Origin of the sequence: Serratia sp. CY83965, from assembly GCF_052166375.1 — a bacterium.
In the GTDB taxonomy this organism is placed as follows: domain Bacteria; phylum Pseudomonadota; class Gammaproteobacteria; order Enterobacterales; family Enterobacteriaceae; genus Serratia; species Serratia marcescens.
This window is the reverse complement of sequence record NZ_JBJNOV010000001.1, coordinates 1,149,256-1,167,682: the sequence shown is the minus strand read 5'-3', so window position 1 is coordinate 1,167,682 and position 18,427 is coordinate 1,149,256. Positions and strand designations below refer to the sequence as shown.

Sequence of the window (18,427 nt, the reverse complement as noted above, 5' to 3'; positions counted from 1 at the left end):
GGCGTCGTTATTATGAGGGGCGCTTATCCCGGCCATTGGCCGAGCGTCACGCGGTCGTTGTCGCCGTAATCACGGTGGGTGGCGACAGCGGAAAATCCGGCGGCCTGCAGCAGCGCGCGCACGCTCTCGCCCTGCTGCCAACCATGTTCCAACAGCAGCCAGCCCTGCGGCTGCAAATAGTGCGGCGCCTGGCGCACGATGGCGGCCAGATCCGCCAGCCCGCGATCGGCGGCGACCAGCGCGCTGCCCGGCTCGAAGCGCACGTCGCCCTGTGACAAATGCGGATCGGCGGCGTCGATATAGGGCGGATTGCTGGCGATCAGCGCAAAGCGTTGCCCCGCGACGGGCGCAAACCAGCTGCCCTGTAGAAATCGGACGTTGTCGATCCTCAGCTTGTGCGCATTGTGCTGCGCCAGCGCAACCGCCTCCGGCTGCACATCAACGCCGATAGCCGAACAATCCGGGCGCTCGCTGGCCAGCGCCAGCGCGATGGCGCCGGTGCCGGTGCCGAGATCGAGAAAGTGGCAGGATTGCGGCGGCAGGCGCGCCAGCGCCAGTTCCACCAGGCATTCGGTATCCGGGCGTGGGATCAGCGTCGCCGGCGAGACCGACAGAGGCAGCGACCAAAACTCGCGTTCACCCACCAGATAGGCCACCGGCTCACCGCGTTCGCGGCGCGCCAGCAGCGTCTCCAGCTGCTGTTGCTGCGGCGGCGTCAGCAGGGTTTCCCCGAACGCCATCAGGAAGGTTCTGGCCTTGCCGGTCACGAAACCCAACAGGATTTCCGCGTCGCGCCGGGCGCTGTCGCTGTGGGTCAAACGCGCGGCGGCGGCTTTCAGCCAGTGTTGATAATCCATCACTCTTGCTCGGCGGACAGCGCAGCCAGCTGATCGGCCTGATACTCCTGCACGATCGGCTGGATCAGCATGTCCAGTTTGCCTTCCATCACTTCGTCCAGACGGTAGAGCGTCAGGTTGATGCGGTGGTCGGTCACCCGCCCCTGCGGGAAGTTGTAGGTGCGGTTGCGGTCGGAACGATCGCCGCTGCCCAGCAGGTTGCGGCGCGTGGACGCCTCGGCCTGCTGGCGCTTGGCCATCTCGGCGGCGCGAATGCGCGCGCCCAGCACCGACATCGCCTTGGCTTTGTTTTTGTGCTGCGAACGTTCGTCCTGGCACTCCACCACGATGCCGGTCGGCAGGTGGGTGATGCGGATCGCCGAGTCGGTGGTGTTAACGTGCTGGCCACCGGCGCCGGAGGAGCGGAAGGTGTCGATTTTCAGATCGCCCGGGTTGATGTCCGGCAGCTCGGCTTCCGGCACTTCCGGCATCACCGCCACGGTACAGGCGGAGGTGTGGATGCGCCCCTGGGATTCGGTTTCCGGCACGCGCTGCACGCGGTGGCCGCCGGATTCAAACTTCAGCTGGCCGTACACGCCGTCGCCGGAAACTTTGGCGATCACTTCTTTGAAGCCGCCGTGTTCGCCTTCGTTGGCGCTCATCACCTCGACGCGCCAGCGGCGGCTTTCCGCATAGCGGCTGTACATGCGGAACAGATCGCCGGCGAAGATCGCCGCCTCATCGCCGCCGGTGCCGGCGCGCACTTCGAGGAAGCAGCTGCGCTCATCGTCCGGATCTTTTGGCAGCAGCAACACCTGCAGCTGCTGTTCCAGCGCTTCGCTGGTCGCCCGCGCCTGTTTCAGCTCTTCCTGCGCCATCTCGCGCATTTCCGGATCGTCCAGCATCATTTCCGCCGTCTCCAGATCCTCCTGCACCTGACGCCATTCCAGGAAGCAGCGGCTGACGTCGGTCAGCTGCGCGTATTCTCGCGACAGCGCGCGGAACCGGTCTTGCTCGGCGATGACGCCGGCATCGCCGAGCAGCGCCTGCACTTCTTCATGGCGCTCTTGTAACGCTTCCAGTTTGGCAACAATAGAAGGCTTCATGCGTGGTAATAAACCCTGTTAATAGAGAAAACTAATGCTGATCCAGCCCGAGGCTGTCGCGTAATAACTGCAACCGCTCCACGTCGCCGTCGCCGGCGGCCTGCTGGAGGGATTTGGTAGGGGCATGAATAAGACGGTTGGTCAGTTTATGGGCCAGCTCGTGAATAACCTGCTCCACGCTGGCGCCCTGCGCGATGGCGGCCAGCGCTTTGGCCTCCATCTCTGCGCGGATCTGGTCGGCCTGCGAACGGTAGTCGCGGATGGTTTCCACCGCGCCCTGCGAGCGCAGCCAGGCCATGAAGTTGGTGCTTTCCTGCTGCACGATCGACTCCGCCTGCACCGCCGCCGCTTTGCGCTGCGCCAGATTGCTTTGAATGATGGCGTGCAGATCGTCCACGCTGTACAGATAGGCGTTGGCCAGTTTGCCGACCTCCGGTTCGATATCGCGCGGTACGGCGATATCCACCAGCAGCATCGGCTGGTTGCGGCGCGCCTTCAGCGCGCGCTCCACCATCCCTTTTCCGATGATTGGCAGCGGGCTGGCGGTGGAACTGATGATGATGTCGGCGTCCGCCAGGCGTTCGTCGATCTCCGGCAGGGTGATCACTTCCGCGCCGACTTCGTCCGCCAGCAATTGCGCGCGCTCGCGGGTGCGGTTAGCGATGATCATGTGCCGCACTTTGTGCTCGCGCAGGTGGCGCGCCACCAGCTCGATGGTTTCACCGGCGCCCACCAGCAAGACGTTGAGATCGGCCAGCGATTCGAAGATCTGCCGCGCCAGCGTACAGGCGGCGAAAGCCACGGAGACCGCGCTGGCGCCGATGTCGGTTTCGGTGCGCACGCGCTTGGCAACGGAGAAGGATTTCTGGAACAGCCGCTCCAGCTCGCCGGACAGCGACTGGCCGCGTTGGGATTCGGCGAAGGCCTTTTTCACCTGGCCGAGGATTTGCGGTTCGCCCAGCACCAGCGAGTCCAACCCGCTGGCCACCCGCATCAGATGGCTGACCGCGTCGTTGCCTTGATGCCAGTAGAGGCTTTTCTTCACCTCTTCCGGACGCAGGTTGTGGTAGGCGCACAGCCAGGCGACCAGCTGTTCGTGCATGTGCTCCTGCTGCTCCACGCTGAGGTACAGCTCGGTGCGGTTGCAGGTGGACAACACGACGCCGCCCTGCACCAACGGTTGTTGGAGCAAGCTGGTCAGCGCCTCATCGATGGACTCTGGCGAGAAGGTCACCCTTTCACGCAGAGAAACCGGAGCGGTTTTGTGATTTATACCTAACGCCAGCAGGGTCATTGCTTCGAGTAATACTTCTGTTGGTACGGGTTCTCGTTGAACGGCATTCTACTTGATGCGCGGGATCAATAAAAGTAACAACCGCATCTTCCGTTCAATCGCTGTCATAGACGACATCAATTAATGAATAAGTAATAAATACAGCGGGATAAATAGTCAAAGGGTAGGTTGATTGTTTAAATTTTAGCGCAGTTTGCGATGAGGCGCACGCTATTCGACGCACATAACGGCGGCGTTTGCGCAACTCTGCACCGCTTATCGGGAGCGCCTCCCCCGCCTTCAGGCGATTGTGTTACGCTTAATGGCAACCCCGACGCGCGCGCCGCGTTGGCACTACGCCGGTAAACGCGGCAAGATTCAACGCGATGCAGCAAAAAATTGACGCGCCGCCGGCACCCCGTTAGCGTGAGCGCTGAATCCGGGTTTCGTCGCGCATGCCCGCAAGGACAAAAGGACAAGAAAAAGTTATGCCAATACGCAAAGTTAGTTTGCTCCGTCTGATCCCGCTGGCCAGCCTGGTGCTGGCCGCCTGTACCACCACCAAGCCGACCGGCCCGGCCACCAGCCCGACCTCACCGCAGTGGCGCGCCCATGAGCAGGCGGTGCAGCAGCTTAGCACCTATCAGACCCGCGGCTCTTTCGCCTACTTGTCTGATCAGAAAAAAGTCTATGCCCGCTTCTTCTGGCAACAGTTTTCGCCGGAGCGCTACCGCCTGCTGCTGACTAACCCGCTGGGCAGCACGGAAATGGATCTCAACGTACAGAAAAACGTGGTGCAGCTGACCGACAACCAGGGCAAACGCTACGTCAGCGACAACCCGGAAGAGATGATCCGCAAGCTGACCGGCATGGCGATCCCGCTGAACAACCTGCGCCAGTGGATGGTCGGCCTGCCGGGCGAAGCCAGCGATTTTGCGCTGGATGACCAATATCGACTGAGCAAACTGACCTACCAGCAAGGCGGCCAGACCTGGAAAGTGGATTACCAGAGCTACAGCACCGAGGTGCAGCCGACGCTGCCGAACCGTCTGGAGCTGCAGCAGGGCGACCAGCGCATCAAGCTGAAAATGGATAACTGGACGCTCAAATGATCCGCCAGTGGCCCTCCCCCGCGAAACTCAACCTGTTTCTGTACATCACCGGCCGTCGTGAAGACGGCTATCACCTGCTGCAAACGCTGTTCCAGTTTTTGGACTACGGCGACACCCTGACCATTGACCCGCGCCAGGACGATCGCATTAACCTGCTGACGCCGGTCGACGGCGTGCCGGACGAGCAGAACCTGATCGTGCGCGCCGCCCGCCTGCTGCAGCGCTATTGTGATGAACAGGGTCTGCAGACCGCGCCGCGCGGCGCCGACATCAGCATCGACAAGCGCCTGCCGATGGGCGGCGGTTTGGGCGGCGGCTCCTCCAACGCCGCCACCGTGCTGGTGGCGCTGAACGAACTGTGGCGCTGCGGTCTTGGCGACGACCAACTGGCTGCATTGGGGCTCAGCCTCGGCGCCGATGTGCCGGTGTTCGTGCGCGGCCACGCCGCCTTCGCCGAAGGCATCGGCGAGCGTCTGCAGCCGGCCGAGCCGCAGGAAAAATGGTATCTGGTGGCGCATCCCGGCGTCGGCATCCCGACGCCGGTTATCTTCGGCGACCCCGAATTAAAAAGAAACACCCCGGTTCGCTCCTTAAGTGAGCTGTTGCAGGCGCCGTACGCAAATGATTGCGAACCGATCGCAAGAAAACGTTTTCGCGAGGTTGAACAGCTTCTTTCATGGCTGTTAGAATACGCCCCGTCACGCCTGACTGGCACAGGTGCTTGTGTGTTTGCTGAATTCGACACAGAAATCGCCGCCCGTCAGGTGTTAAATCAAGCCCCGGAGTGGTTGTGTGGTTTTGTAGCGCGCGGCGTTAACGTCTCCCCACTACATCGCATTCGTTCCGGGCGGTTTGAGTCGTAGCTCAACGTTTCGCTGCGCAGGGTCATGCACACCTGGCCCTGTTATCCCTGCGCTGCCTGCGGTCTCAATTTTAGTTTTACATACCCGTATGTATATTGCGCCGGCGTCGCCGACTGCCCCTTGGCGATGTCGCATGACAATATCTTCTCTGGACGCAAGCCTGAGGTTCTTCTCGTGCCTGATATGAAGCTTTTTGCTGGTAACGCCACCCCGGAACTAGCACAACGTATTGCCAACCGTTTGTACACCAGCCTTGGTGACGCCGCTGTAGGTCGTTTTAGCGACGGCGAAGTGAGCGTGCAAATCAACGAAAATGTACGCGGCGGTGATATTTTCATCATCCAGTCCACCTGTGCCCCGACCAACGACAACCTGATGGAACTGGTTGTGATGGTCGACGCCCTGCGTCGCGCCTCCGCAGGTCGTATTACCGCCGTTATCCCTTACTTCGGCTATGCCCGCCAGGATCGCCGCGTGCGTTCCGCGCGTGTGCCAATCACCGCCAAGGTTGTCGCCGATTTCCTCTCCAGCGTAGGGGTTGACCGCGTTCTGACGGTGGATCTGCATGCTGAGCAGATTCAAGGCTTCTTCGACGTACCGGTAGACAACGTGTTCGGCAGCCCGATCCTGCTGGAAGACATGCTGCAGCAGAACCTGGAAAACCCGATCGTGGTTTCCCCGGACATCGGCGGCGTCGTGCGCGCCCGCGCCATCGCCAAACTGCTGAACGACACCGATATGGCCATCATCGACAAACGCCGCCCGCGCGCGAACGTTTCTCAGGTGATGCACATCATCGGTGACGTGGCAGGCCGCGACTGCGTGCTGGTCGACGACATGATCGACACCGGCGGCACCTTGTGTAAAGCGGCTGAAGCGTTGAAAGAACGCGGTGCCAAGCGCGTATTCGCCTACGCGACGCACCCGATCTTCTCCGGCAACGCCGTGGACAACATCAAGAACTCGGTGATTGATGAAGTGATCGTCTGCGACACCATTCCGCTGTCGCCGGAAATCAAGGCACTGAAAAACGTTCGCACTCTGACCCTGTCCGGCATGCTGGCTGAAGCCATCCGCCGCATCAGCAACGAAGAGTCGATCTCTGCGATGTTCGAGCATTGATCCGTCATCTTTCCGGTGCGGCGCCCACTGCGCCGGAAAGATAGCGCGCTCGACAGCAGAAAAAGAAAAACCCGTTGGTGCGTGAGCAACAACGGGTTTTCTACTCGTAGTCCGACATGACCTCAAACCTTAATGCACGGCAGATGTTCCCTTGCCCTGCTCTTGCTTCCCTTCTGTTTTTTTAATCAATGCGACGAACGATGTTGATCGTTGCGGCACCGTTTATCAAAGTGTTTTACCCACCAGTAGCGATCCGCCACCTGCTCGCGGCCGCCGATACGCGCGCCCACCAGCCACAACAGCGCGCCGACGAAGATGCTCATGATGGCGCCGTGGGCGAAAAACTGCGGCAGATTGAACTGGGATACTTCAGCAATAATGGAGTATCCGACACCACCGATCATCACGACCAGCCCCAGCCCCATAAAAAAGTTGCCCACTCTGTCCGCGCTTCTACGTTTCATATGCCACCTCCATGATTGCCATGTGCCAACCGGGATAACGCTGCAACTTGTTAACCCACTTTGATAAGTTAAGTATAGTCCCTGTTGCGGCAAGGGGATTGCGGAGGCGATCACAAATGGTAAAGAATTATTGACACTTCTTAACACGGCGCTGAAAATTAGCGGACAAATTGAATTATTCAGCTAATGAATCACTCGCCTTTCTTACCTAAGGTGACGGCAGAGATCGGGTTTTGTCATTCACCGCCCCGACAGGTAGACTAAGGCCCTTTCCATTACCCTGATCATAGCGAATCTCCCAGTGAGCAGTATTAAATTGATAGTCGGCCTCGCCAACCCGGGCGCGGAATACGCCCAGACACGCCACAACGCCGGCGCCTGGTACGTCGATCTGCTGGCCCAGCGCCACAATCAGCAGTTAAAAGAAGAGAGCAAGTTCTTCGGCTACACCGCCCGTTTGAACCTGGCGGGCAACGACGTGCGCCTGCTGGTGCCGACCACCTTCATGAACCTGAGCGGCAAAGCGGTGTTGGCGATGGCCAATTTCTATCGCATCGAACCCAACGAGATCCTGGTGGCGCACGACGAGCTGGATCTGCCGCCCGGCGTGGCCAAAATCAAGCTCGGCGGCGGCAACGGCGGCCACAACGGCCTGAAAGACATCCAGAACAAGTTCGGCAACAACCCGAACTTCTACCGCCTGCGCATCGGCATCGGCCATCCGGGCGACAAGAACAAGGTGGTGGGCTTCGTGCTCGGCAAGCCGCCGGCCGGCGAGCAGAAGATGATCGACGAAGCGATCGACGAATCGCTGCGCTGCACCGAGATGCTGATGAAGGACGGGCTGGAAAAAACCGTTCAGCGCCTGCACAGCTTCAAGGCGCAGGCCTGAACCTTGCCGCAGCGGGCACCCTGCCCGCTACCGGCTTCTAGCCGCGCGGGTTGAAGGTCTCCTCGCCCACGCGGCGCTCATCGGCGGTGAAGCCCTCTTCCGCCACATAATACTGCGGATCGTCCAGCTCATGGCTGCAGAACGGCCCGGCGCGCTTGAGCAGGCGCACGCAGTCAGCGCTCAGGTGGCGCAGACGAATGCTTTTCCCCGCCGCCAGATAGCGCGCTGTCAGCTTATCGATCGCCTCTACGCCGCTGGAATCCATCACCCGGGTGCCGGCAAAATCCAGCACCACGCTCTGCGGATCGCTCTGCGGGTCGAACAGCTCGGCGAAAGCCGCAGCAGAGCCGAAGAACAGCGGGCCATCCAGTTGATACACCGCCACGTCGCCCGTTACCTGCCGCTGACGCACGCGGATGCGCGCCTGCTGCCAGGCGAACACCAGCGCCGAAATAATCACCCCGCTGATCACCGCCACCGCCAGATCGGTAAAGATGGTGATCAGCGTGACGGCGACCATCACCAGCGCGTCCGCCTTCGGCATGCGGCGCAAGCGACGCAGCGAGCTCCACTCGAAGGTGTTGTAACACACCACCAGCATCACCCCGGCCAGCGCCGCCACCGGCAGCAGGCCGATATAGCGCGACAGGCTGACCACGAACAGGATCAGCAGGATGGCGCCTACCGTGCCGGAGATGCGCCCGCGCCCGCCCGAGGTGAAGTTGATGATCGACTGGCCGATCATCGCGCAGCCGGCGAAGCAGCCGAACAGGCCGCATACCGCGTTACCGGCGCCCTGCGCGATACTCTCGCGGTTGCCGTTGCCCTTCTTGCCGCCCATTTCATCCAGCACCGTCATGGTCAGCAGCGATTCGATCAAACCGACCAGGGCGATCACCACCGCATAGGGCAGCACCACTCGCACCATCTCCAGGGTAAACGGCGCCGTCGGCAGGCTGAAGTGCGGCAACGCGCCGGAAATGTCCGCCAGGTCGCCCACCCGCAGCGTGTGCAGGTTGAGGCCGATCGCCAATGCCGAGACCACCAGCAGCGCCGCCAGCGAAGACGGAATGGCTTTGGTCAGGCGCGGGAACAGCACCACCACCGCAATCGCCAGCGCCACCAGGCCGTACATCAGCGGGCCCTGCCCGGCGATCATCTTCAGCTGCGCCAGCATGATGACGATCGCCAGACCGTTGACGAAGCCGTGGATCGCCGGCAGCGGCACCAGCCGAATGAACTTGCCCAACCGGAAGGCGCCGATCAGAATTTGGATCCCCCCGGCAAACAGCGTGGCCCACAGCACGTAACCCATGCCGTACTGCGCCGCCAGACTCATCAGCACCACCACAATGGAGCCGGCGGCGCCGGAAACCATGCCCGGCTTGCCGCCGAACAGCGCCGTGACCAGGCCGATAATAAACGCGGTATGCAAACCGACGATCGGCGAAAGACCGGCGACCAGCGAAAAGCCGACCGCCTCGGGGATCATCGAAACCGCCACCACAAAGCCCGCCAGGACTTCATTTTTAACGTCCGCGATCCTGACGTTACTCAGGTTAAACATGCATTATTCACTTATGACAGATGACATCATCTCCCCGCGTAGCGGGTATGGGGTACCGCAAGGGGCGGCAGACTGCAGGCGGGCACAGCTCAGGGTGGCGTAGGCAAGAAATACATCCGGCGCGTTTCCTGTCGGTTAATCGAAACGGCCAGTATGGGTAAATGTGATCCAAATCTCAATCAAAAACCGGTCGCCCGCGCTGCGCTCACCCCCGCCAAGCAAGTCTGATCGAGATAAACGCCCATTACGTGTATAATGGCGGCATTATTTTGCCCTTTATGCAGTCGGTTAAACCTAACCAGCTGATAGTTAAGATATTTAAGGTGATTACAACATGGGATTCAAATGCGGTATCGTCGGCCTGCCTAACGTAGGCAAATCCACCCTGTTCAACGCGTTGACCAAAGCGGGCATTGAAGCAGCCAACTTCCCGTTCTGCACCATTGAACCGAACACCGGTGTGGTGCCGATGCCCGATCCGCGTCTGGATAAGCTGGCCGAGATCGTCAAGCCGCAGCGCATTCTGCCGACCACCATGGAATTCGTCGACATCGCCGGCCTGGTGAAAGGCGCGTCCAAGGGTGAAGGCCTGGGCAACCAGTTCCTGACCAACATCCGCGAAACCGAAGCCATCGGCCACGTGGTGCGCTGCTTCGAGAACGACAACATCATCCACGTCAACAACAAGGTCGATCCGGCCGAAGACATCGACGTCATCAACACCGAGCTGGCGCTGTCTGACCTGGACACCTGCGAGCGCGCCATCCACCGCGTGCAGAAGAAAGCCAAAGGCGGCGACAAAGACGCCAAGGCCGAGCTGGCGGCGCTGGAGAAATGCCTGCCGCACCTGGAAAACGCCGGCATGCTGCGCGCGCTGGATCTGACCGCGGAAGACAAGGCGGCGATCAAATACCTGAGCTTCCTGACGCTGAAGCCGACCATGTACATCGCCAACGTCAACGAAGACGGCTTCGAGAACAACCCGTACCTGGAGACCGTGCGTAAAATCGCCGACGCCGAAGGCTCCGTGGTGGTCGCCGTGTGCGCCGCCGTGGAATCCGACATCGCCGAGCTGGAAGACGAAGAGCGCGACGAATTCATGGCCGAGCTGGGTCTGGAAGAGCCGGGCCTGAACCGCGTGATCCGCGCCGGTTACGAGCTGCTGAACCTGCAGACCTACTTCACCGCCGGCGTGAAAGAAGTGCGCGCCTGGACCATCCCGGTCGGCGCCACCGCTCCGCAGGCGGCCGGCAAGATCCACACCGACTTCGAGAAAGGCTTTATCCGCGCGCAAACCATCGCCTTTGACGACTTCATCACCTACAAGGGTGAGCAAGGCGCCAAGGAAGCCGGCAAAATGCGCTCCGAAGGTAAAGACTACATCGTCAAAGACGGCGACGTGATGAACTTCTTGTTTAACGTCTAACCCCTTCCCCGCAGCGTTTCTCTCCGCTGCCGGAAACGGAAAAATCCACGCTTCGGCGTGGATTTTTTGTTTCTCGGTTCTGTGTTTTGACGGTCTGGACACAGAGCATCACGGTCTCATGTTTCCCACAAAACGATCTCGCCGTACGTTTCATTGCGCCCGTCATGACGGCATTATCCCCATCGCAGCACGAAAAACGGCTCTCGTGTTGATCCCTTGTCCGACAGGAAAAAGCTTGTCATCTTCCCTCGCGTCTTTATAATGAGTATTTACTCACTTATTAAAGGAGCCTCACCGTGGCCCGTCCCCGCAGTGAAGAAAAGCAGCAGGCGCTCTTGCAGGCCGCCACCGACATTTTTGCCGAACAAGGATTAGCGGCACCCACATCGGCCATCGCCAGGAAAGCCGGCGTCTCGGAAGGCACGCTGTTCCGCTACTTTGAAAATAAGGACGTACTGCTGAGCGCAGTCTGCGACTACCTGCTTGATGAAATGGAGCGCCTGCTGACGCAAAGCTTGCAGGGCGTTTTGCCGGGTAAAGATCAAATGCAGCTCGCCTGGGATGCCTACATTGATTGGGCGCTCGCCAATCCCGCCGCGTATGCGACAGGGAACAAATTGATGGTCTCCGGCAAGTTATCCCCTGCACAGAGGGAAAGAAGCGTACGGTTCGGTGATATTTCCCAGCTGGGTATTCCATTGGTCCAAGGGCTGGATTTAGCGCAGTCGAGCGAGTTTCAGGGCATGATCTGCACGGTAATGGCCAATGGCGTTATCGATATGGCCGTTCAAAAACCGCACCTGTTGGATATTTACAAACGCGCAGGTTATGAAGCCATGGTGCGGGCCATTGAGCTTCCTGGCGCTCATACAGCCATCTAGCTTATTTTTTTAATTAAATAATGAGTATGTACTCACGCATTAAAAAGACACGACAATCATGCCACCCGTTTCAAAACTAAAAATGCTGCGGAGACGGGCCTGTCCAAAGCTCCGCCGACTCACAATTATTCTCAACGTGTCTTTGATCCTCTGCGGGTGCGTAACCTCGCCTGCATCAGACCGTCTGTCAGGAACCCAGCATGTTCCAGCAACATGGCGAGCCTCCCTGCCTGACTCGGCACACGTGCCTGTGTGGAATGCATGGCCCTCCGCCCGAAATGAATCAGGCACCCGGCGCTTGCGCGCTCCGGCTGGCAAGCCCAGTCACGAGGAGAATGAGCGCGGAGCAAAAACGCCGGTTGCGCGTGCAAATTTGGAGTGCGTTCAAGCGTTATGGAATGACGCTCGCAAACTGGTTGCGGCAGAGGCTGCGGCCCTCTATTACGCATCACGCACCTGCCGGCGACAACACGCGTTCTCTCTCCAAAGCGCGCCATTGCCTGAATCCCCCGAACGGGCGAGACAAACGCCCCCGCGTCGAACGTCCTCCCCTCTGCGTGGGGACGTCGCCGAGCGTGGCAAGACCGCTGCCGATGGAAACGGGAGCAACCGCCACACCACCAGGAATTCCGTTTCCTTGATGTTGGATTTATCGCGCGTGGATACCGAACCCGGCGAAAGCGCAGCGGATTGGCAGGCTGAACCGCATGAGCATCATAACCGCGTGCGATCGACCGTGCGGAAGTGGATACGGCGTTTGTTCACTTCGTCAGAGCGAACAGTGCTTCAACGCCAGGCTGAACCGCAGCAGAACAGCACCGGATTCGTTTGAAATTCAATACAGAACAATACATCGCCGCGCCGTTGGCGACTGGTCCGACAGACAAATAATTACCTTATGGGTTCTCCCGATGACACAACTGATAGCTCAAAACACGCGCCCCCGCTTTTGGTCTTTACAGACACTTCGTACAACCGCGCTGATGATGCCGATTGCCGCCGCCTTATCGGCCTGCGATGCGCCGGCGGACAAGGTTACCCCACCGGCAGATAAACCGACGCTGACCGTGGCCCTGACGACGCCGGCAAGACAATCCCTTTCCCGCACCATCACGGCCAATGGTTCGATTGCGGCCTGGCAAGAGGCGATCATCAGCCCGGAGGCCAATGGACTGCGCGTGCAAAAACTGTTGGTGCAGGAAGGGGATGTGGTGCGCCAGGGCCAACCTCTGGCGGAATTTACACGCGATTCCGTGATGAATGACTGGCTGCTGGCGAAAGCCGATCTCAACGAAGCGAAAGCGGTCGCGTTGAATGCGCAAGCGGATGGAAAACGAGCGCGGTTGTTGCGCGGTGTCGGCAGCCTGAGCGAACAGGATATCCAAAAACTGTTAACCCAGGAAAAAACGGCGCAGGCGCGTCTGGAATCGGCGAAAGCGCGGATGGCGGCCCAGCAGTTGCGACTAGACCAGACGATATTGCGCGCCCCCGATGACGGCATCATTTCCGCGCGATCGGCCGCGGTCGGTTCAGTTCCTATGCAAAGCACCGAAATGTTCCGCCTGATCCGCCAGGGAAAATTTGAATGGCGAGCGGAATTGTCGGCGCAGCAGCTGGAACAAATCCAACCGGGGCAAAAAGCGCAGATCGCTTCACCTGGCGGTAACACCTGGGAAGGCATCGTGCGCCTGGCGGCACCGACGGTCAATTCGACCTCGCGCCGCGGAATTGCCTATGTGGACATCCTCCCATCAACCGCGAAGAATGCCTCGCCGATTCGGCCCGGCACGTATGCCAGCGGTACGATTACGGTGGGCGATCGGCAAGGGCTGACCGTGCCGCAATCCGCCGTCGTGGCGCGCGACGGTTTTCACCTGGTGTTCACCGTAGATGACGAGCTGCATGCACATCCGCTTAAAGTCGCGGTAGGCCGTCTGGTGAATGACCAGCAGGAGATCCTGTCCGGTCTTCAAGGCGCGGAACGCATCGTCGCCAGCGGCGGCGTGTTCCTCAATGAGGGCGATAAAGTCCAGTTGGCCAACACGGCCGAGGCTTCCAACTCATCGGATCCGCGCTAAGAGGCCCATTATGAATATCTCAACCTGGTCCATTCGCAACCCTATTCCGTCCATCTTGCTCTTTGTCATCTTGAGCGTTGCCGGCTTTTATTCTTTCAAATTGATGAAGATCCAGAGCTTCCCGGACATGGATGTGCCCACGGTCACCGTATCCGCTTCGCTTCCGGGCGCTGCGCCGCCCCAGCTCGAAACGGAGGTGGCGCGCAAGCTGGAGGACACCGTCTCTTCGGTACAGGGTTTGAAGAACCTGCGCACCACGATCCAGGATGGACTGGTCGATATCTCAGCGGAGTTTCGTCTGGAAAAACCCGTTCAGGAAGCGGTGGATGAAGTCCGCTCAGCCGTGCAAAGCATTCGCACCGAATTACCGACGGATTTGCGTGATCCTATCGTTCGCAAGCTCAACATCACGGGCAAACCTGTCCTGGCCTTTTCCATCAGCGCCAGCAAGATGGATGAGAATGAGCTGTCCTGGTTTGTGGACAATACCCTGTCGCGGCGTCTGAGAGGCGTCGCCGGCGTAGGGTCGGTCACCCGTGTGGGCGGCGTGAACCGCGAGATCCAAGTCGAACTCGATCCGGTCAAACTGGAGGCGATTGGCGCCACCGCCGCCGAGGTTTCCCGCCAGTTGCGCGATGTACAGATGGACGCGACGGGCGGGCGAGTCGATCTGGGGCGGGGAAAACAGCCGCTGCGTTTGGTCGCCCGCGTCAAGAACGTGGATGAATTAGCCGCGGTCGAACTGTCGTTGCCCGGCGGGCAACGTTTTCGCCTGGACGACGTGGCGACGCTGAAAGACACCATTGCGGAACGCAGTTCACTTGCGCTCCTCAACGGCCAGAAGGTGGTTGGCTTTGAGATCACGCGCGCCAAAGGCGCCGGTGAAGTCGAGGTCGGCGACAAGGTTGAAAAAGTTCTGGCGCAATTGCGTGCGGAGCGGCCTGATTTGCACGTCACGCAGGTCTTCGACTTTGTCCGGCCTGTGCAGGAGGAGTTCGACGCCTCCATGCACATGATTTATGAAGGCGCCATTCTCGCCATCCTGGTGGTCTTCATGTTTCTGCGCGATATCCGAGCGACGTTGATCTCGGCGGCGGCATTGCCCCTGTCGATTTTACCGGCCTTCATCGGTATGGACATGATGGGCTTCTCGCTCAGTATCGTCACGCTGCTGGCGCTGTCGCTGGTGATTGGCCTGTTGGTGGATGATGCCATCGTCGAAGTGGAGAACATCGAACGCCACATCGGCATGGGCAAACCGCCGTACCAGGCCGCGATGGATGCCGCATCGGAAATCGGCCTGGCCGTCGTCGCCACGACATTTGCCTTGATCGCCGTTTTCCTGCCGACGGCCTTCATGTCCGGCGTTGCCGGAAGATTCTTCACGCAGTTTGGATGGACGGCGGCGCTGGCGGTGTTTGCGTCTCTGGTTGTGGCGCGCTTGCTGACGCCGATGATGGCCGCCTACCTGATGAAGCCGCATACGCGCCCTCAGCGCGATCCTTTCTGGATGGCGCTCTACCTGCGCGCCTGTCGGTGGACGCTGCGGCACCGCGGGCTCACCCTGGCGCTGGCCGGCGGGTTCTTTATCGGCTCTCTGATGCTTATCCCTCTGCTGCCCCAGGGCTTTTTCCCTGCAGATGACAACTCCCAGACGCAGGTGACGTTGGAACTGCCGCCGGGGAGCACGCTGGAACAAACCCAGGCAGTGGCCGAACGCGCTCGGCATCGCCTGGCCCCCATCCCGCATATCCGCAACATCTATACCACCATCGGTGGCGGCGCAACGGGCGGCGATGTCATGGCTTCCGACGGAAAAACCGATGTTCGCATGGCAACGCTGACGGTGTTGTTGGATGCGCGTAACGAGCGCCCGAAGAAACAGATCATCGAAGGCGAGATACGTACGGCGATGGCAGCACTTCCGGGCGTGCGCAGCAAGGTGGGGTTTGGCGGCTCAGGTGAGAAATACCAATTGGTGCTGGCCGGCGATGATCCTCAGCTGCTGGCAAAGGCGGCCGATGCCGTATTAAGTGACCTGCGGCAGATCCCCGGCCTCGGCAATATTGCCTCCAGCGCCGGGCTGGCGCGCAGCGAAGTCCTCTTGCAGCCCAATTTCGCCAAAGCGGCCGATCTGGGGGTATCGGGCGTCGCGATTGCCGATACCTTGCGTATCGCAACCGTGGGTGACTACGATCAGTTTCTGTCAAAATTCAACGTGGAGCAGCGCCAGATCCCGATCGTCGTCAAGCTGTCAAAGGACATCCGTGAAGATATGGGGGTACTTGAACGTTTGACCGTACCAGGCGCCAGAGGCCCGGTGCTGCTCAATCAGATCGTCAATATCGAGCAAGGCAGTGGGCCGGCGCAGATTAATCGCATCAATCGCACACGCAGCGTGACCCTTGACGTGGAACTGTCGGGCACCCAGCTCGGGGATCTGGCCGCTCAAGTGGCGAAGCTGCCGTCAGTCCAGAATCTGCCGGCCGGCGTGCACCAGGTTGTGCAGGGTGATGACGAAATGATGAAGGAGCTGTTTTCCGGTTTCGGTACGGCAATGGTCGCCGGCATCCTGGCCATCTATATCGTGCTGGTTCTGCTGTTCAAAGACTTCTTCCAACCGATCACCATTCTGGCCGCGCTCCCGCTGTCATTGGGCGGCGCATTCGTTGGGTTACTGCTGGCGGGCCAGTCGTTCACGATGTCATCCCTGATCGGGTTAATCATGTTGATGGGGATTGCGACCAAAAACTCGATCCTGCTGGTCGATTATGCGATCGAGTCACGGCGCGGCCATTACGGCCCGAATGGCGAAGTGCTCAATAAACCCATGAGCCGGACAGAGGCGCTGATTGATGCCTGCCACAAACGTTCCCGCCCCGTCATCATGACGACGTTAGCGATGGGGGCGGGCATGTTGCCCGTGGCTCTGGGTTTCGGCAGTGCCGATCCCAGCTTCCGCAGCCCGATGGCGGTGGCCGTCATCGGAGGATTGATCACCTCCACCGTGCTGAGCCTGCTGGTTATCCCTGTCGTTTATACCCTGATTGACGATCTCGAAAACTGACTGCGCAAGTTGCCCAGCCTACTGGCACGCAGCAAGAACCTGAGCGGGAGGAAAAAAGCCGGGTTTGCCATGCTTATCGTGGTTTTGCTGTATTGGCTGGCATTTCCTGTCATTCCGTTCCTCGACATTCCCTACAAGATTGTCGTTGTCTCTACGCTTGTCGTGGTCGGTGAAACCTTGTTTGTCATTGCCATCGCCCTGCTGGGCAAAGAGTATTGGGGTCAGATCAAACACTGGCTGCGGCAGAAGGTCTTTAAGCGAAAAGGCTAAGCGCTGATAACGGTTCGCGGTGGCGAATAGCGTTTTGCCGCCGCCGCGCCCCCATCAACTTCCCTCCCACGCCGAGGGCCGATTCTCGCTGCGCCACCTCTCCCCCGGCGCCGGCGGTTTCAATCCGTCAATGGTCCACAGCGAGAACGGCGTTTCGTCGGCGTGCAGTTCCCGACACAGCCCGCGGGCGGCGATGTCGGGTTGCAGGATGCGGGTGCAGGCCACCAGGAATTGCAGCTGCTCCGCGTCGTTGTCCATGGCGCGGGCGATATGATCGATGGTCACCCGCACGAAGTCATCGGCCGGCTCGCCGCCGAGATAGGCCGACCCTGGCGGCAGCGCGTGAAAAAACACGTTGACGTAAAAACGCGGCAAGAAGTCCTGATACAGGGCGGTGGCCTTCTGTGCGATCGCGCGATGGCGGCTGGCCGTCGTCCAGGCCCGTTAACGGCGCGCTACAACAGCGCAATCATCTTCAGCAGTTCCACCCGATTACGGATGCCGAACTTCTTGCCGGCATTGTTGAGGTGCGAATAAACGGTTTTCGGGTGCAAATTCAGCCGCCGCGCGGTCTGGCGGATATCTTCGGTGCGGGCGGTTTCACACAGTACCGCCGCCTCGCCAGGCGTGATCGCCGCCGCCCGATGCCGGTTCACCACGCGCCGTTCGCCCGCCGCTTCACGGCGGGCTAGCGCCGCGCAGGTTTCCCGCACCACCCGCAGCGCTTCCCGTTTGTGCAAAATCGCATCCGGCCGCGCCGCCGCGATAAATGCCAGGATCAGCGGCGAAGTCTTATCGACGAAGAACAGTATCCGGACGTCTTTATATTCAGCGCGGCAAAGGTCAACAAACCTCAAATAGGCTTCGAACCGATAGATTTCATGGGGAAAATCCATGATAATTAAATCAGGCGCCGGGCTTATATTTTTAACGATGTTAATATTAGGCGCAGATAAGGTTATCACCCCACCCCCCAATAATGTTTTCATACCTAACCGGCACAACGACGAACCGTCGATATAAATCACTCTCACTTTAATTCTCCTTATCAGCATAAAAACATGCTTCCACACCTTAGGTAGCTTGTCGCTGTTCTTTTTTGGGGTAATTCGCTTGCAAAGCACACCGATATAAAACATCTTGATAACATGTTTTTCAAATAATCACGCAGCAGTCAGTACGTTGATTAATACGCAAAAAAGGCATGAATGTTTCAAATTATTTCATAAGCAAAAACTGACAACCCAATAAAAACGCAACACAATGATATAGATCTATTTTCCATTTTGTATGACATAAGGGAAAATGAAAATAAATGTAACAACCCGTACTACCACCTTATTACCATGCGGAAAACACCTATAGGGAAAATTCTTAGTTTGTTAGGATGAAAATCCATGTTTGCCGACGCGTTTAAAAAACAATTGCGCAACATGATTAATCAACAAACGCACGTCAGTAATTTATTAC

The 18,427-nt window shown here is 59.2% G+C and carries 15 protein-coding genes and 1 pseudogene; 9 read left to right on the top strand and 7 right to left on the bottom strand.

Annotated features, from left to right (window positions below; translation table 11 throughout):
* Positions 1–23 precede the first annotated feature (23 nt).
* From prmC to hemA, 3 genes are read right to left on the bottom strand one after another with little or no spacing between them, the layout of a single operon-like run.
* The gene (gene prmC, locus ACJ8PL_RS05860; RefSeq protein ID WP_016928098.1) at positions 24–857 is read right to left on the bottom strand and encodes a peptide chain release factor N(5)-glutamine methyltransferase; all 834 of its coding nucleotides are present in this window, start codon (positions 855–857) and stop codon (positions 24–26) included.
* Complete coding sequence (gene prfA / locus ACJ8PL_RS05855; RefSeq protein WP_016928099.1) at positions 857–1,942, bottom strand: peptide chain release factor 1; 1,086 nt, start codon at positions 1,940–1,942, stop codon at positions 857–859. The genes prmC and prfA overlap by 1 nt, the downstream gene beginning before the upstream one ends.
* A 31-nt stretch (positions 1,943–1,973) precedes the next feature.
* Positions 1,974–3,236, bottom strand: a complete 1,263-nt coding sequence (hemA, locus tag ACJ8PL_RS05850) for a glutamyl-tRNA reductase (protein ID WP_016928100.1) — start codon at positions 3,234–3,236, stop codon at positions 1,974–1,976.
* Between the two features lie 467 nt (positions 3,237–3,703).
* Here hemA and lolB point away from each other — a divergent pair, with 467 nt between their 5' ends.
* The 3 genes from lolB to prs all read left to right on the top strand — a co-directional run bounded on the left by lolB (position 3,704) and on the right by prs (position 6,312).
* On the top strand, positions 3,704–4,327 hold the full coding sequence (gene lolB, locus ACJ8PL_RS05845) for a lipoprotein insertase outer membrane protein LolB (protein WP_004941069.1): 624 nt from the start codon (positions 3,704–3,706) through the stop codon (positions 4,325–4,327).
* Positions 4,324–5,190, top strand: coding sequence for a 4-(cytidine 5'-diphospho)-2-C-methyl-D-erythritol kinase (gene ispE, locus ACJ8PL_RS05840; RefSeq protein ID WP_016928102.1), 867 nt, complete (start codon positions 4,324–4,326; stop codon positions 5,188–5,190). The genes lolB and ispE overlap by 4 nt, the downstream gene beginning before the upstream one ends.
* Before the next feature lie 174 nt (positions 5,191–5,364).
* Positions 5,365–6,312 (top strand): ribose-phosphate diphosphokinase, encoded by a 948-nt coding sequence (gene prs / locus ACJ8PL_RS05835; RefSeq protein WP_004941061.1) that lies wholly within the window; start codon positions 5,365–5,367, stop codon positions 6,310–6,312.
* 185 nt (positions 6,313–6,497) lie between these two features.
* On the opposite strand, the gene ychH is transcribed toward prs, so the two are convergent.
* Positions 6,498–6,776, bottom strand: coding sequence for a stress-induced protein YchH (gene ychH, locus ACJ8PL_RS05830; RefSeq protein WP_004941056.1), 279 nt, complete (start codon positions 6,774–6,776; stop codon positions 6,498–6,500).
* A 301-nt stretch (positions 6,777–7,077) separates the two neighbouring features.
* Here ychH and pth point away from each other — a divergent pair, with 301 nt between their 5' ends.
* Complete coding sequence (pth, locus tag ACJ8PL_RS05825) at positions 7,078–7,668, top strand: aminoacyl-tRNA hydrolase (protein WP_028128042.1); 591 nt, start codon at positions 7,078–7,080, stop codon at positions 7,666–7,668.
* A 37-nt stretch (positions 7,669–7,705) separates the two neighbouring features.
* Here pth and ACJ8PL_RS05820 read toward each other — a convergent pair whose 3' ends face one another.
* Positions 7,706–9,235, bottom strand: coding sequence for a SulP family inorganic anion transporter (locus ACJ8PL_RS05820; RefSeq protein WP_016928106.1), 1,530 nt, complete (start codon positions 9,233–9,235; stop codon positions 7,706–7,708).
* Positions 9,236–9,569: 334 nt separating this feature from the next.
* Between ACJ8PL_RS05820 and ychF the strand changes: the two genes are divergently transcribed.
* From ychF to ACJ8PL_RS05795, 5 genes are all read left to right on the top strand, one after another.
* A complete protein-coding gene (gene ychF, locus ACJ8PL_RS05815) occupies positions 9,570–10,661 on the top strand; it encodes a redox-regulated ATPase YchF (protein WP_442530912.1) in 1,092 nt (363 codons plus the stop codon).
* A 296-nt stretch (positions 10,662–10,957) separates the two neighbouring features.
* A complete protein-coding gene (locus tag ACJ8PL_RS05810; protein ID WP_016928107.1) occupies positions 10,958–11,542 on the top strand; it encodes a TetR/AcrR family transcriptional regulator in 585 nt (194 codons plus the stop codon).
* A gap of 911 nt (positions 11,543–12,453) precedes the next feature.
* On the top strand, positions 12,454–13,620 hold the full coding sequence (locus ACJ8PL_RS05805) for an efflux RND transporter periplasmic adaptor subunit (protein ID WP_442530911.1): 1,167 nt from the start codon (positions 12,454–12,456) through the stop codon (positions 13,618–13,620).
* 10 nt (positions 13,621–13,630) lie between these two features.
* Complete coding sequence (locus ACJ8PL_RS05800; RefSeq protein WP_442530910.1) at positions 13,631–16,687, top strand: efflux RND transporter permease subunit; 3,057 nt, start codon at positions 13,631–13,633, stop codon at positions 16,685–16,687.
* Positions 16,688–16,696: 9 nt separating this feature from the next.
* Positions 16,697–16,957 carry a transporter suffix domain-containing protein gene (locus ACJ8PL_RS05795; RefSeq protein ID WP_258029381.1) on the top strand — a complete coding sequence of 87 codons (261 nt, stop codon included), beginning with the start codon at positions 16,697–16,699 and terminating at the stop codon, positions 16,955–16,957.
* 54 nt (positions 16,958–17,011) lie between these two features.
* Here the strand turns inward: ACJ8PL_RS05795 and ACJ8PL_RS05790 are convergent.
* Both ACJ8PL_RS05790 and ACJ8PL_RS05785 read right to left on the bottom strand, forming a co-directional pair.
* Positions 17,012–17,374, bottom strand: a pseudogene (locus ACJ8PL_RS05790) (tautomerase family protein); the annotation flags it as partial.
* Positions 17,375–17,412: 38 nt separating this feature from the next.
* Complete coding sequence (locus ACJ8PL_RS05785) at positions 17,413–18,096, bottom strand: helix-turn-helix transcriptional regulator (protein WP_442530909.1); 684 nt, start codon at positions 18,094–18,096, stop codon at positions 17,413–17,415.
* Between the last annotated feature and the right edge of the window lie 331 nt (positions 18,097–18,427).